Source organism: Paenibacillus sp. FSL R7-0026, assembly GCF_038004485.1.
Taxonomy (GTDB): domain Bacteria; phylum Bacillota; class Bacilli; order Paenibacillales; family Paenibacillaceae; genus Paenibacillus; species Paenibacillus xylanexedens_A.
Genome location: NZ_JBBORG010000001.1, coordinates 5638234 through 5653140 on the forward strand (window position 1 = coordinate 5638234; position 14907 = coordinate 5653140).

The following is a 14907-nucleotide window of genomic DNA, read 5'->3' on the forward strand; positions in this document are numbered from 1 at the left end:
CACAATAAAACAAGCCCTTCCATACCTCTATAGGATGTGGAAGGGCTTGTTATCATGATATGAACTAATTCCGCCATTTCTTCGCAAGTGCACCAATCTGATGTGGCGTAGTACGGCAGCAGCCGCCAATAATTTTCGCGCCCGCAGCAACCCACTGTTCCGAAGCATCACTCATGCTGCCACATGTACCCTGTCCGCTCCACGTCTTCGTCACTGCATCATACGTCTCACCCGAGTTCGGGTAGACAATAACAGGTTTATCGCTGGCACGGCTCAAAATACCCACTGCTTCCGTCACCACTTCCATCGGAGCACAGTTCAGGCCAATTGCAGCAACCTGCGGCTCGGAGCCAAACGTCTGTGCACATACATCAAGCGGTGTGCCCTCGCTGATGCTTGTCCCGTCTTTTAAAGAAAAAGATAACCAGGCATACGCACGAGGAAACTCCTTCAGTAAATCAACCAGCACCTGTGCTTCCTGCAAGGAAGGAATCGTCTCAAACGCCAGAATATCAGCACCCGCTTCAAGCAGCGCCGCCATACGCGGACGGTGAAATGCAGCAAGTGTCTCATCCGACACGCCGTAATGTCCCACATACTCTGAACCATCCGCCAGATAGGCGCCGTACGGTCCAACGGACCCGGCAATAATTGGACGTGGACGAAGACAGTCTTCTTTGCGATCCCCTGTACGATCTGTTAAATGCTCCTCATTCTCCACGTTCTCGGAACGTACCGAAGGAGCTTCTACAAGCTGACCTGTCGAGCTTCCTCTCCCTGCTAAACTACTCTGCACTTCTGCCCACACGTCATCTCTCGCCTGTGCAGCCAGTTCCACCGTCTTGCGGATCAGCTCTAGTGCTGCCTGTTCATCGATTCCTCTCTTGCTGAAGCCACCCACCGTCGCCTGATAACTGGATGTAATCGCACAGTCGGCTCCTGCTCGAAAATAATCTGCATGGACCTGAACAATAACATCCGGATTCTCAAGCAACACACGAGCAGACCATAGTGGATCATCCAGATCACATCCATGCTGTTCGAGTTCCGTTGCCAACGCTCCATCCAGAATCATGACCGGATGTTCACGCAAAATCTGTTCTATGGGGTTAGTCTGTTGTGCTTGCGTCATGTACTTGTCCTCTTTTCTTATTCACACGTTCTGTCAGATAATAAGCAGCGTAACATACTGCGATAAACGGAACCCCACAATACAGCGCAATTCGCTGTGTCGGGTCAAAGGCAATACCTATGCATGAAGCCAGGCATAATATAAATGAAACAATGGGTACCACCGGATACAGTGGTGTGCGGTAGACCAGATCTTTGACCGCATGTCCTTCCCGGATATATTGTCTGCGGAACATGTATTGGGAGGCACTGATGCTCATCCATACCGCAACGACAGCCAGACCTGAAATGGAGACCAGCGTAATATACACCGTACCTGGCGCAATAATACTGGACAGCAATGCCAACGCACCACCCACCATACTAATCAGAAGTGCATTCAGGGGTACCCCGCTTTTGGTCAATTTGGCAAACCACGGGGAGATCGTTTTTTTATCAGCCAGAGACCAGAGCATCCGTGAAGATGCATACAGGCCTGAATTGGCAGCAGAGAGAATCGCCGTCAGAATAACAAAGTTCATAATATCTGCTGCATAGGGTACACCCACCCGCTCCATTACCGCTACAAACGGACTTTCCAGTACACTGGCATCCGACATGGGCAGCAAGGCCGACAAGATAATAATCGTTCCGATGAAGAAAATAACCAAACGCCACAGCGTTGTATGAATGGCTTTTGGTATCGTCTTTTCCGGGTTCTCCGTCTCACCAGCGGCAATGCCGATTAACTCGGTGCCTGAGAAGGCAAAGTTTACAGCAAGCATGGTCATCAATATCGCTGTAGCCCCATGAGGGAACCACCCGGATGCAGTAATATTTGATAGAAATGGAGCCGGTTCAGAATCCGCCATCGGGATGATGCCGAACATGGCTGCGCCACCGATTATAATGAAGATTACGATAGTCACTACTTTTACAGATGAGAACCAGAACTCGGATTCCGCAAATAATTTCACCGTTAAAGCGTTAAACAGAAAGATCATCAGTGCAAAAACCGCGCTCCATATCCATACGTTCACCGATGGGAACCAGCGCTGCATCAGCAATCCGGCGGCTGTGAATTCGGAGCCAAGCGCAACAGTCCAGGTTAACCAGTATAACCAAGCCACCGTGTAACCTGTTGCTGGTCCGATATATTTGGCTGCATAACTATGAAATGCTCCCGTCTCTGGCATATGAACAGACAGTTCACCAAGACAGAGCATCACCAGATATACAACGATCGCTCCGATCAGATAGGACAGAATGGTTCCCAGTGGTCCCGCCTGCTGAATGGTGTAACCTGAGCTGAGGAATAATCCCGTTCCAATGACTCCTCCGAGAGAGAGCATGACCACATGCCGTGCCTGCATTTTCCGCTGAAAATGCCCTTTGTCGTTGTTGTTCTCCATACCTGCTGCTCCCCTACTTCTTCATCCAGAAAAAACAAAAAAGACCCACTCTGCCTAAAGAGTGCGCCGTTACTGACAAATAAAAACAAACGCTCCTATCTATCAGGCTTTCACCCGCTGGAATTAGCACAGTATCCTTCAGATCTGTTGCTGAGGTTTCTAAGGGCCAGTCCCTCCACCTCTCTGGATAAGAAAATGATTTTTTACTAATATAGCGATCTATCATGAATGTGTCAACATTTAAATAATAAATGGCACACCTCGCTATTCGGTGGAAGACCCCGGATTCGTGATGGTGGTCTTTACCTCATACGTGATCGGCACGGTGCTAAAAATTTTATCCCAATCGTCTTTGACTTTTTTCCATGTTTTAGGTTCTTTGATACGTAAGCTATCCCGAAAATCCGCAACATCTACTTTATAGGTATGCTGCAGTTTGTATAACAATTGTCGAATCTGTTGCTCGGCAAGTTCAGCAAATTCTTTTTCCAATTCTCTAAGATAATCCCCTTTTTCCTCTCTTTCGGGAGAACGCCAATCTTCCATCAACCAGCCTTCGGATTCGACCTTTACATGGAATGAAATGTCATTACCAACCACCTTGGGAATTACTTTTGTTTTCTTCTTCTTCATTTCATATACAACAGTGAATCCCGCTTTATTGTATGTCTTCAAGATACCTCCTTTTTCTTTAGGTCTGATCCACGATAGCCCTTCTAGGTCCGTTTGGCTAAGTTCTCCGATGAATTTGGTCGTTTTCCCATCAAATATACTGGCACCGGAGAACTTGTCCTCTCCATTGGAGTTCAGTACATTCTGGAGCAAAAAGCTGGAACCAGATTGCATTTGTGCATCTAATTTGGAGAGTAGAACCGGGTCCAGGATTTTATTGGACAAGTACGAATTGCTGGTAATACCTGTAAGATAAAATGCTGGAATCCGGGAAGGATCATCTGAAGTCAGTACATCAACGGCGCGATGATGGCTAATCAACACCAGACAGTTAGGGCGAATATCGTTATCCCGAAGTACAAAATCCAGCAGCTGATCCAGACCATACTTTTTGGCAATATCCTTGGACACAACGATGACCTTCAGATGATGTCCGATGAGCGGATGATCTCGCCTCAGAGCAAACTGACGAAAGATTTGCAGCAAGGAATCTCCAGTAAGCTGTTCATTGGAATAGGACGTTTTACCAGAAGAAGGCGAACCGGATTGTTGGCTCTTTTGACTACTTGAATTACCGGGAGCGATCTGTACCGTGGCCGTCAAATTGTTCTGCTTGGAATACGCTCCTCCCTGATTAGCGATGTCTTTCTCAAATTCTGTCTCTTTACCGATATCGATCCCAAGACCGACGTAGACACTTAGATCCTCTATCTCCCGACTGCTCCAACATCCGGATATCGTTAAGAGAATGCATAATACAGTGGCTAAGCGTAACAACATACGGAATGTAATCATGCATGCTTGCCTCCTTTTTTGCGAATCAGACTTAACAACAGTAGTACCAGAGGTAAAATGCCAAACAAAAATACGGACACATTGCCCAGCATATCTCCTAGTGCAAAAGTATCATCCACTGTTTTGGGTATCATTGCTGTCAGATAAATGAACGGAAGCAGGCCGTACATGATACCTTTGATTTTTTTGGAACGAAACAAATCACGAATACCCACCGAAGCGCAGTAATGTGTAATTGCTGTAGTCGAAAAGATTTGCATAATCCAGATGACCAGCAATAAGGATTCAAAACGCTCGAATATCAGACCCTGGATTTCGAAGCTTCTTACCAAATCCAGCGTTGGCCAGGTTCGAGTTTTAATGCCATCGAGCGATAAACTGCCTATAACCATCACCACCGTGATCAAGTAGATAATAGTGGATATGAGTATCCCCCAGGTCATCGCTTTATTGCTCTTCTTCGGATTTTTCATATAGGCAGTCATGATTAACATCACCTCATAGCCCGTATAAGATAATAGTGAAGGCTTTAATCCATGGAAAACGGGTATAACCCCATCACCGAGAACGGGTCTCAGATTGCCAATCTCGAATAGCTGATTACTAAGCAAAATTTCAATCACAAATATAATAATCGTAATCGGAAGGATGATCTCAAACACACGTACGATAACGCCAAGCCCTCCTGAGATCATATATACACCGATCCACATGAAGACCATCACAATCGCCCAGGTGGGGGTGCGTTCGAGCAGATACATCCCAGTTACTTCAGCCATAACTCTGATTTCGAATGCGGCAATAACTATGAAATACATAATCATAGACAATCCCAGTATGAAAGCAATCCAGCTGCCCGTAATCTCACGGGTGAACTGGAAGACGGTTTTCTCCGGAAATCTGCGACACAGCGTAACCAGAATTATTCCGACGCCTAAGATAATGAATCCAGATAGGATAATGGAAATCCAGACATCCGGTGTTCCGACAGCTTTGCTGGTCGTTCGAGGTAGTGTCAATATCCCGGCGCCAAGCATGTAATTTACAATAATTACAACGGCCTGAGTCGTGGTAATTTTTCCTTGGGAGCCATTCACTTTATTTCACCTCCAGACCTTCTGTGGATAAACTTATTTTTTTCGGTCCTGATCTATCGGATTTGTCATTTTGGGACGCATTCTCATCATATTTAGCGGTGCACGGATAACAAAATCCTTCCATTCATTCATGTGATAAGGAACCGCGGGTCCAACATAAGGGACGCCAAAGCTCGAGAGTCGTGCCAGATGTGTACACACAAGCAGAAAGAACATAACCACGCCAAACAATCCGAGTACGGCTGCGCTGAACATAGCGGCAAATCGTAGAATCCTTAGCGTTAATCCCGCACTATAGACCGGAATCGTAAAGGAAGAGATGGCAGTTACCGCAACAACAATGACCAGAAATTGACTTATTATTCCCGCTTGCACCGCTGCTTGGCCAATAATCAGACCTCCAACGATTCCCATCGCTGGCGCAATCGGTTTGGGCAAGCGTATCCCGGCCTCCCTCAAAATTTCGATTGAAAGCTCCATGATGAGTACCTCAATAATTGAAGGGAATGGAACTCCAGTACGCGTTTCAATAATCGTCAATACCAGCTTGGTTGGAATTAGACCCGGATGGAACGAGATAAACGAGATATAGAGCGCAGGAGCAAGCAATGCCAGCATAGCGGCCATAAAACGTAGCACTCGCAAAAATGTTCCAGGAATCCAGCGTTCATAATAGTCCTCTGGAGACTGAAGCAACATGCTAAAGGTCACCGGTACAATTAATACAAATGGCGTTCCATCCAACAAAATTGCTACTCGACCTTCCAGAAGGGCACCCATCACCCGGTCAGGTCTTTCCGTATTCAGTACCTGCTGAAAAGGACTCAGCGTATTATCTTCGATGAGTTGTTCCACATAACCTGATTCCAACATCGAATCCATATCCATCTCTTCAATTCGCTTGCATACTTCAGCAACGAGATTTGGATCGGCAATATCCTGAATATAGGCTATCGCCAAATCTTTTTTGATCCGTGAACCCACTTCATACTTCTTAATAAACAGGCTCTGATCACTTCCATAACGACGCAAAATGCCTGTATTATCGCTTAATTGCTCTGTAAAACCAATACGAGGTCCACGGAGCAACCCCTCTGACAACGGTTCATTTACACCACGTGTTTTGATCTTATGAGCTCCAATTAATAGAGCTCCCGGCAATCCATCGACCAACAGTGCATTCTTGCCAAAAAGCACGCCAAGTGAGACCTTTTGAAGGGACTGGGTCTCCTCAATCAGACTGACAGGTAGTAGTTGATCTTGCAGGTAGGCCGACAGTAAATGTGCATTATCCGGATGGAGGAACCCCTCTCGCTTAAGCTCTGGAACGCCCTCCAACATTAACGGTGTAATCAGGTGATCATCGATTAAATCTTGATCTACCAGGCCTTCCGTATATATAACGGCTGCCCGTGTATTCGTACCCCTAATCGTAAACTCCCGAATATGCACGTCAGCATTTTGACCAAAGCTTTCTCTTACACTGGTCAGATCCGTATTGTACTTGCCGGTTAATTTAATATTCGCATATTGGCCTGTTTCGGTCCCTTCACCCTGCCCTTTGGCTGCTGGCGAGATATCCTTTGAGGATACGGACGATTGCTTCGAACGAGAGAAACTTCCGCGCTTAATGGCAGCATTGATCCAACGCGTGCTCAATGTAATACCAATTGGAATGATGAAGACCAAGAATGCCTGGATCCATATGGACCAATCCGGCACGTAGGATACAATTGTTGACCACATGTTCCCACCCCAACATTTCTCTGCATGACAAAGCTGCAGGTATTCCCAAGTATTGTGTCCCCGTTTGATCACAATAATTCCCGTTTTTTTGAGTACTGAACGACAAAAAAAACGGTTCCTGTGCAAGGAACCGCTATTACTATATATTGTTATACGATTCTGGTCACATGCTCCGCTTTGGCATCCAACAAGTGAGCTGAAGCAGCAATTGCTGTAAAATCATTCAATGCAATCTCAATCTGCTTCTGGCTCTGCTCCACATATTCTTCTACTTTTTTGGTACCTCCTGTGATATTACCAATCTCCTTCGTTATTCCAGTCACGCTATCACGAATCTCATTAATCGAACTCTCTACCATTGCGGATAGTTTCTTAACTTCCTTGGCCACGATATCGAATCCTCGTCCGTATTCTCCTGCATGTGCAGCCTCAATGGCAGCATTTAACGCGAGTAGTTGCGTCTGAGATGAAATCTCGCGTATCGTTCGTACCACGCCCTGAATCGATCCGGCCTGTTCCTGCAAATGAGTCAACGTTGCACGGTTAGAAGTCGACACCTCAGAGATATAGGAGATACTGGACATTAATTCCTGGCTCCGTTCAATACCTACATCTGCCTGCCCATTCAGTTCATGAGACATCGTTTTCAGCTCATTCACTACGACCGAAATGTTGTTCTGACGGTTGGTGATGTTGGTCGCTATTTTGGAAACACCCAGTATCTTCTGATTCGTCTCATCGTACACCGGCATATATGTCGCCTCAAGCCATACAGAATTCCCTTTTGCATCCTTGCGTTCAACCTTGTCCTGGAAGCTGACACCATTAAATATGCTATTCCAAAAAGCATCATAGTCCGGAGTATTTGCAAATTGACCGAAGCACAGTTGCTGATGCTTCATGCCGTACATCTCATCTACCGTATATCCCATCGTCTGGGCAAAGACTTCATTCACGTAGGTTACCCGGCGATCCAGATCAAATCGAATGATAGCAAGACTTTTCTCCATCGCCTTGATGACCATTGCATCGGTGACAACATCTTTCTTTTCCATATCTAATATAGACACTTGATAACCCCCACAGTTCATTCCATAATAGACAGCCTTTAACTAGCAAAAACGATCATAACAACATATGTATCCATCAGGTTCTAAATGACTCTACTATTGATACCCGATTTGTAGCCTTTTGGATCACCTGTTGTTATTTATTTTTATCGAAACCTTGTTCAGTCAAAATATATAGTTGTTCCTTCGTTTTAATGCTTCTTCAATATCCTGGATCTAAGGCTTCCATCAACATACTTTCGGAGCATATTCATCGTCCAGAAAAGAGACGTTATAACTTATCTTATCCGTAAAATATCTCTGTATCTACTAGTACGTATCGTAAGATAAGGCAAAGAGGTATACACTTCTGTATTTGTAACGTATTTGTAACATAATTTCTGTTTTTTATTAAACATTTAGCCCCTATATACAAGAAAAACAGAACGATTTGTCGTGCATCGTCCTGTTTCTTATCCAGTCTCATCTTTATTATTTTTTTCGTGGTGTCCAGCGCTTTGCTTCACTGTGATTCGGATACTGAATGCCCGCAGGATAGGAGATTAGCTCGATCAGCATCCCCCAAGGTGCTCTTCCATACACAAACTGATTGCCTTCCCCGCCTTCAATATGACCGTTCAACGCCCCAGGCTCTGTTAGCAACACCCCGCCCGCTTCTTTGAAGTGTCGTGCAGCTTCTTGCATATCGTCCACATACAACGCCATATGCTGCAATCCGTAATCCGATGCCCTAACTGGCTCCGATTGCGCTGAATTTGCGTACTGAAATAACTCTATACTGGCGCTCTCCCCGAGCGATAACATCCGAATATGAATAACCTTTGCTCCTGAACGCAGTCCTAATTTACGCTCTGCCTCAGGTCCTTCCTGTGGGGGATCATCCGGCGTTATATGGTCATAGGCAAGTAGAGCTCCAAATGCCTGTTGTAGAAATAGTGTCGCCTGCTCCATATCCGGTACAGTTATTCCAATATGGTCGATTCCTCTTGTAATCATGTTATCCCTTCTTTCCTTTATCCATTGAACTTGCTTGTACACAGCGACATCCGTACCTATATGATTTACACGAAAAGAGGTCCGCTATAACCATCGGTTGCTCGAACGACCTTGTATAGAAACCGAAAAAAGAAGAGCGCACGATATCCATGGCTCTTCTTTTTTTGATGTTTTTAAGTTAGTTCTAAGTTTACATACCGAGTGCTTAATCGCGGGCCTGAACTCATTTTAAAAATCGTGCACAGTGACACACAGCTGAATTGCAATGCCAAATGGGTCCCGCACGATGCCATAACCTGGGCTGAATTCATTTTGCTCGTAAGGCACCAGTACCTTCACGCCCTCATGTTGCATCAGAGAATGATACAGTTGATCGATTGTTTCTTTATCCTTGGATTGAATACATAGTGACGTGCTGTTCCCCAGCTGCCATGCTCTCTCCGTGTCCATTGCTTCTTCCGCAATCATGACTTTGTTAACCCCAATCTCCAGCACCGAATGTGTAATATACTCATCTTGACCGGCAGGGTACTCGAAGCCCGGGTTCATTTCCGTCATCTCTTTATAACTTTTCTTGAATATCACCTTGGCGCCCAGAAACTCTTCATAAAAAGCAATGGCTGCCGCCGCATCCCCATTCATCGACAAAAATGGTATCACTTCAAAATTCATTATATTGCCTCCTTCTTCCTACTGGATTACACTTATCACTATAACAACGAAAGGTGCCAATCCATGGCACCATTAAGAGGGTTTGATATGAAAAAATCAGAACGTATGAACCAGATGCTGCGCTTCATTAATCAAAAACAACAGTTCACCCTGCAAGATCTCATGCAGGAGTTCCAAATCTCCAAACGAACCGCGTTAAGAGATATCGCTTCATTGGAAGAGTTAGGTGCGCCCATCTATGTCGAATATGGACGCTACGGCGGATATCGACTGCTGCAACAGATGCAACTGCCTCCCATTTCGTTTAATACGGGGGAGCTTCATGCCCTTTATTTTGCAATGCAGGCTCTCCGCAGCTTCTCCAGCCTACCCTTTCAAGTCTCTTTCCGTACCATTCATGAGAAATTTATGAGCGCGTTATCCGACAAGCAACGACAGGATATTGAGAACATGCAACACCGGGTTTCCTTTCGACATACGGAGCAGATCCGTGATAGTGCACATTTGGAATTTCTGTTGATGGCTGCTGTGCAGAATATAGTGATTCAGATTACGTACGCTAATCAGCGTAGATCCCCTGATCAAAGGCCATCTTCTGCAAACACCAATATCCGCATCATTCAACCCATCGCGCTCTATGCCAGGAAAGGTTATTGGTATTGTCAGGCCTATGATCTGCATAAACAAGCGTATCGTGTATTTCGCTGCGACCGCATCATTTCAGCCGAAACAACGGAGATTGAACCTTTAACTCATGTAAAGGAACTCTATTCACAGGATGCCCAATCTCTATGGAAACCATCGGAACAAGCAATTCCATTCAAATGCCTGATTGATGAAGCCGGGATGGAGCTATTCCAGCAAGAACATTTCCCATCTATGCAGATCATCGAGAAGAGGGGACACATGTATCTTGTCGGTTCGTATGAACCTCACGAGCTTGATTTCATAGTGAGATATCTTGCCGGCTATGGTAAATCGATTAAGATTATGGAGCCCGTCATCTTACAGAAAGCATTAAGGCAGTACTATCTGGACTTGTTGGATCATGTATAAAGATCATCATATTTCTATATCCATTTTACTTTACATGCCTTTTAGCTCTGCTCCTGGCTAACTTTTAAACTTTTTTTATTGCCAATAGCCAATTGAACGATAATCTGCAACACGATGATGATAGCCAAACCATAAAATGCTTGCACAAAGCTGCCTGTTAGATCGCGGAGCCAGCCAATCGCCAGCGGCCCAAGTGCTCCAAGAATGTAGCCACCAGATTGAGTCATAGCCGACCAGCTACTCGCTTCCTGAGCATTGTTTGTCTCATCAATCGGCAACATAAGTGCAATCGGGAACAGTCCACCTGCACCAATCCCGAGCGGAATCGCAGCGAGCCACGGACTGACAGAGAGATTCAGCATCAGGACACCTATTAACTCCAACATCGCACATCCAACAAGCCAGAAGACACGTTTTTGGTACCGATGTACAAGCATGGGAATGAATAATGTTGAGGGCAGTGATATCAATGTAAATAACGTTTGGATGTTGCCAGCAGTCTCTTGGCTATATCCATGGCTCTGAATGGCTGGCGCAAGCCAGGCAGTTAATGAATAGAAGATCGCGGCCATCAGTCCAAAGAACAGTGTCAGCACCCATGCACGCCTGTTCTTCACCGGAAGTGGTGCATGGACTACAGCCGAAGTTTGTCCGGATTGCCGCTCTGTACGCGCAGACCAAGCTAATTTTAACCAGATCGGCAATGCAATGGCTGCGAGTAATGCCCATGTAGCCAAAGAACCTCTCCAAGATCCACCCAACGTCTGCTGAAGGGGAACCGACAATCCCACACTAATGCTAGCCCCCATCACCATTGCTGTAGAGTAGACGCCGACCATGGCTGCCACTCGGTTAGGGAAATACTGCTTAATGAAGCTGGACAACAGCGGCCCTGCCAATGCAATCCCTACGCCTGACAGAAAAGAAGTGAACATCATCAACGGAGTTGCGCCTACGAACAATCGTAATCCCGTACCTATCCCAATAAGGATTAAAGCCAGCACAATGGCTCCTTCGTTCCCCCACCTTCTACTTAGTCTTACAGAGAATGGAGCGAATATGCCCATACATAATACCGGTAGTGTAGTTAACAGACTGGCGGTCATGCCGCTCAAACCCAGATCATTCTGTATGGTACTCATCAGAGGAGAAATGGAAGTAATCGGTGGTCTTAAGTTCAGTGACGCCAGAATAAGCGCGAATACAATATAAAAAAGTTTCATTATGAATCACCTCATGGGAGTAGTCTCGTTGCCTTCACCCAAGATCCTATTCTTTAATGACAAGATCTTCGGGTGGTGCACGAATTAAGTATAGGATCATTATAATGATTGAACAATACTATTGTTTCTATTAAAATGATTACTAAAACCAATGATTAGAGGTGAATTCATGGAGATTCGTCAAATGGAAAACTTTATTACCGTGTGTGAGGAGCTTCATTTTACACGGGCAGCTGAGAAACTTGGCATATCTCAACCTACGTTGAGTCAACAGATACGTGGGTTGGAGGATGAACTTGGTGTTCCTTTGTTTGACCGTGTCGGCAAAAAAATTGTGATGACCCAGGCAGGCACTCTGTTTCTAGAGCACTGTGTACAGATGATCCGGCATTTACAGAATACCCAGGATGCGCTAGCTGAATTTCGGAATGATCAGCGGGGACGATTGGTTATTGGTGTTCTTCCATCCGATTTGGATTACCGTATCACTCCGTTGCTCGTTGATTTTCATGCCCGATTCCCCAAGGTGCAATTGAAGGTTATCTCTTCGATCTATGTCGTAAATCAAGTGTTGGAAAATGAAGTCGACATCGGCATCGAGATCACGTCTGCCCCTGATAGGCGGCTTGTACGCATTCCTTTGTGCAGTGAAGAATATGTACTGGTCGTATCCGAGAATCATGATTGGGCTGAACGAAGCACAATTGAAATTCAGGAGTTACGTGATATCCAAACGGTGATGTTCCCCGAAGGATTCACGGGCAGAGAATTGGTCGATGGCTATTGCCGTAAATATGGATTCACCCTAAATACCATCATGGAGACCAGTTCGGCAACCTCCATCATTAGCCTGGTCAAAGCCAACGTCGGAGGAACACTGCTGCCTTATCCTCTGATCAAAGCCATGAATGAGCCCACGCTACGTTGCATCCGAATTACAGACGATCCGCCATACCGGCACTTTGAAATCATCCATCGGTCCGACCGTTACCTGACGCAATCGGCCAAGGCATTTATTGAGAAAACAATCGAGTATTTCAATCAAAGGTGAGATTAAAAGGAGGGTATTAAAATGATAATAAGAGAAGTTGGTTTGTTAACACATGAGGTCGAGGCCATAAAAGAGTTTTACGGTACACTACTGGAACTGGATCTTGTGGAGGATTGTACAACATTTGTTTCATTCCGTGCGGGGAACTCGGTACTATCTTTCAAGAAGGCGCCAGAACAAGAGAAGCCCTACTATCATGTAGCGTTTACGATTCCAACGAATAAACTTGCTGATGCAAAAAGGTGGGCTCAAGACCGTAACATTTCATTGCTCTCCAAAGATGGACAGGATGAATTCTATTTCCCCTACTGGGATGCAACAGCCTTCTATTTTTATGATCCAAGCGGCAACTTGATGGAATTTATCGCTCATCATTCACTCGATAATGCAGTTGATGAAGCTTTCGAAGCGAAGCATCTGTTATGCATTAGTGAAATCGGTCTGCCTGTCGATGATGTTCCTGAGACAATGAACACATTGAATGAGCATTATCAACTTGAACCATTTGCCGGAGACGGAAAACAATTCTCCCCCACGGGTGATGCAGAAGGCATGTTTATTGTCATTGATAAACAGATGCCCTGGTTCCCAGACGGACGTATACCTGGTGTATTTGCTACGGAGGTGAAGGTGGAAACTGGGCAGCCCGGTAATCTGCGTATACAGGACGATATGTACTCGATTGAATCGATATGATGTAAGAACGTACTGAATGAAAACCTTAAGAGGGACTTCCGGCTTAATACTTACCAAAACCATCCTCACACGTGATATCCGATTTAAGAATTTCGTACAGATTTTGTTTGGAATTCTCTAATTTATTTTGTATTTCTTCAATTTCTGATATTTTCGCTTGGATAACGCTTGCTTGATCATTACTTGAAAACCCATGTTTAGAGATCATAGATTGGATCTCATGGATCGTAAAACCAACAGCTAAACATTGTTTGACCACTTCCAGATGCTGAATAATGCTCTGCGCATATATTCGATAGTTATTATGATCTCTCAGCATATGTTCATCCGGGATCATACCTATTTTCTCGTAGTAACGAATCGTGGATATCGGAAGGTTTACATGGTTCGCTACTTCACTAATCTTCATATGTATTTCCCCCGTTTCTTCTTCTTGCTATAAAGTATACTTCATAGTTTACAATCCTCATAGTGAGACAGATGGAGATATAATTTATACCCTACTCTCACCAATATAGATATGAGGAGAGATTTCAATATGAACACAATTACCGGTCAATTCAACAAAACAAATGATTTTGATAACATCGTTTTGGAGCGCCATTCCGTTAAAGCCTACGACCCTGAAGTGAAGATAAGCCGCGAGGAGATGACCGAAATACTGGCGAAAGCTTCACGTGCCCCTTCGGCCATTAACATGCAACCTTGGCGTTTTCTTGTTATCGACAGTGCTGAAGGCAAAGAGAAACTTGCACCACTGGCCTCTTTTAACCAGACACAGGCACTAACGTCTTCCGCTGTCATTGCCGTGTTTTACGATGCCAACAACGTTGAATACATGGAAGAGATTTTCAGCAAATCAGTGGAACTTGGGTACATGCCCCAAGATATCATGGATATTCAGATGCAGCAGGTAAAACCTTATTATGCGAACATAAACGCATCCGAATTGCGTGACATGAACCTCATTGACTCAGGCCTCATATCCATGCAACTCATGCTCGTTGCCCGTGCCCATGGTTATGATACCAACCCTATGGCCGGTTATGACAAAGGCCAAATTGCTGAAGTTTTCGGCTTAGATAAAGAACGGTTCCAGCCCGTGATGTTGATCTCCATAGGTAAAGCAGCCAAAGATGGCTATCCTTCCTATCGTCTCCCGGTTGAAACGATTACAACTTGGGCATAATCAACAGCTACTCTCAAGACTAAAATGACTATGGATGATGCTATAGTAAATACTAAGTCTGAAAAATAGATGAAAATCACTGTGCATCCCCTAATACCAGAGTACTCATCCTATAACAGCTA

The 14907-nt window shown here is 45.0% G+C and carries 14 protein-coding genes and 1 riboswitch; of the genes, 4 read left to right on the forward strand and 10 right to left on the reverse strand.

All coding sequences use genetic code 11. The features are described 5' to 3' along the window. Positions 1-64 precede the first annotated feature (64 nt). From mmuM to MKY44_RS24820, 8 genes are all read right to left on the reverse strand, one after another. Entirely contained in the window at positions 65-1132 is a 1068-nt protein-coding gene (gene mmuM, locus MKY44_RS24785) for a homocysteine S-methyltransferase (RefSeq protein WP_341009002.1), read from the reverse strand. Next, positions 1110-2522 (reverse strand): S-methylmethionine permease, encoded by a 1413-nt coding sequence (mmuP, locus tag MKY44_RS24790; RefSeq protein WP_341009004.1) that lies wholly within the window; start codon positions 2520-2522, stop codon positions 1110-1112. The genes mmuM and mmuP overlap by 23 nt, the downstream gene beginning before the upstream one ends. 92 nt (positions 2523-2614) lie before the next feature. Next, positions 2615-2716, reverse strand: a riboswitch (SAM riboswitch). Between the two features lie 70 nt (positions 2717-2786). Next, positions 2787-3989 carry a Ger(x)C family spore germination protein gene (locus MKY44_RS24795; protein WP_341009005.1) on the reverse strand — a complete coding sequence of 401 codons (1203 nt, stop codon included), beginning with the start codon at positions 3987-3989 and terminating at the stop codon, positions 2787-2789. Beyond that, positions 3986-5086: a spore germination protein gene (locus MKY44_RS24800; RefSeq protein WP_341009006.1), complete on the reverse strand. Its 1101-nt coding sequence runs from the start codon at positions 5084-5086 to the stop codon at positions 3986-3988. Before MKY44_RS24800 ends, MKY44_RS24795 begins: the two co-directional genes overlap by 4 nt. Positions 5087-5119: 33 nt before the next feature. Further along, positions 5120-6832, reverse strand: coding sequence for a spore germination protein (locus MKY44_RS24805; protein WP_341009007.1), 1713 nt, complete (start codon positions 6830-6832; stop codon positions 5120-5122). A 149-nt stretch (positions 6833-6981) separates the two neighbouring features. Next, positions 6982-7902: a methyl-accepting chemotaxis protein gene (locus MKY44_RS24810; protein WP_307415990.1), complete on the reverse strand. Its 921-nt coding sequence runs from the start codon at positions 7900-7902 to the stop codon at positions 6982-6984. 471 nt (positions 7903-8373) lie between these two features. Beyond that, on the reverse strand, positions 8374-8898 hold the full coding sequence (locus MKY44_RS24815; RefSeq protein WP_341009009.1) for a VOC family protein: 525 nt from the start codon (positions 8896-8898) through the stop codon (positions 8374-8376). Between the two features lie 228 nt (positions 8899-9126). Further along, complete coding sequence (locus tag MKY44_RS24820; protein ID WP_341009010.1) at positions 9127-9570, reverse strand: VOC family protein; 444 nt, start codon at positions 9568-9570, stop codon at positions 9127-9129. A gap of 87 nt (positions 9571-9657) precedes the next feature. Here MKY44_RS24820 and MKY44_RS24825 point away from each other — a divergent pair, with 87 nt between their 5' ends. Then, entirely contained in the window at positions 9658-10626 is a 969-nt protein-coding gene (locus MKY44_RS24825; protein ID WP_341009012.1) for a helix-turn-helix transcriptional regulator, read from the forward strand. Between the two features lie 41 nt (positions 10627-10667). Here MKY44_RS24825 and MKY44_RS24830 read toward each other — a convergent pair whose 3' ends face one another. Further along, the gene (locus tag MKY44_RS24830; RefSeq protein ID WP_341009014.1) at positions 10668-11849 is read right to left on the reverse strand and encodes an MFS transporter; all 1182 of its coding nucleotides are present in this window, start codon (positions 11847-11849) and stop codon (positions 10668-10670) included. A 169-nt stretch (positions 11850-12018) separates the two neighbouring features. Between MKY44_RS24830 and MKY44_RS24835 the strand changes: the two genes are divergently transcribed. Together MKY44_RS24835 and MKY44_RS24840 are read left to right on the forward strand one after the other, a co-directional pair. Then, a complete protein-coding gene (locus MKY44_RS24835; protein ID WP_083684888.1) occupies positions 12019-12900 on the forward strand; it encodes a LysR family transcriptional regulator in 882 nt (293 codons plus the stop codon). Positions 12901-12921: 21 nt separating this feature from the next. After that, positions 12922-13596, forward strand: a complete 675-nt coding sequence (locus MKY44_RS24840) for a VOC family protein (RefSeq protein WP_341009016.1) — start codon at positions 12922-12924, stop codon at positions 13594-13596. 43 nt (positions 13597-13639) lie between these two features. On the opposite strand, the gene MKY44_RS24845 is transcribed toward MKY44_RS24840, so the two are convergent. Next, on the reverse strand, positions 13640-14005 hold the full coding sequence (locus MKY44_RS24845) for a MerR family transcriptional regulator (RefSeq protein WP_164783186.1): 366 nt from the start codon (positions 14003-14005) through the stop codon (positions 13640-13642). A 129-nt stretch (positions 14006-14134) separates the two neighbouring features. Here MKY44_RS24845 and MKY44_RS24850 point away from each other — a divergent pair, with 129 nt between their 5' ends. Then, positions 14135-14785, forward strand: a complete 651-nt coding sequence (locus MKY44_RS24850) for a nitroreductase family protein (protein ID WP_341009018.1) — start codon at positions 14135-14137, stop codon at positions 14783-14785. Positions 14786-14907: the final 122 nt, after the last annotated feature.

Excerpts from the sequence above, each read along its gene's own strand:
- mmuM (WP_341009002.1), bottom strand. The coding sequence starts at position 1,132 with ATGACGCAAGCACAACAGACTAACCCCATAGAACAGATTTTGCGTGAA.
- mmuP (WP_341009004.1), bottom strand. The coding sequence starts at position 2,522 with ATGGAGAACAACAACGACAAAGGGCATTTTCAGCGGAAAATGCAGGCA.
- MKY44_RS24795 (WP_341009005.1), bottom strand. The coding sequence starts at position 3,989 with ATGATTACATTCCGTATGTTGTTACGCTTAGCCACTGTATTATGCATT.
- MKY44_RS24805 (WP_341009007.1), bottom strand. The coding sequence starts at position 6,832 with ATGTGGTCAACAATTGTATCCTACGTGCCGGATTGGTCCATATGGATC.
- MKY44_RS24815 (WP_341009009.1), bottom strand. The coding sequence starts at position 8,898 with ATGATTACAAGAGGAATCGACCATATTGGAATAACTGTACCGGATATG.
- MKY44_RS24820 (WP_341009010.1), bottom strand. The coding sequence starts at position 9,570 with ATGAATTTTGAAGTGATACCATTTTTGTCGATGAATGGGGATGCGGCG.
- MKY44_RS24825 (WP_341009012.1), top strand. The coding sequence starts at position 9,658 with ATGAAAAAATCAGAACGTATGAACCAGATGCTGCGCTTCATTAATCAA.
- MKY44_RS24830 (WP_341009014.1), bottom strand. The coding sequence starts at position 11,849 with ATGAAACTTTTTTATATTGTATTCGCGCTTATTCTGGCGTCACTGAAC.
- MKY44_RS24835 (WP_083684888.1), top strand. The coding sequence starts at position 12,019 with ATGGAGATTCGTCAAATGGAAAACTTTATTACCGTGTGTGAGGAGCTT.
- MKY44_RS24840 (WP_341009016.1), top strand. The coding sequence starts at position 12,922 with ATGATAATAAGAGAAGTTGGTTTGTTAACACATGAGGTCGAGGCCATA.
- MKY44_RS24845 (WP_164783186.1), bottom strand. The coding sequence starts at position 14,005 with ATGAAGATTAGTGAAGTAGCGAACCATGTAAACCTTCCGATATCCACG.
- MKY44_RS24850 (WP_341009018.1), top strand. The coding sequence starts at position 14,135 with ATGAACACAATTACCGGTCAATTCAACAAAACAAATGATTTTGATAAC.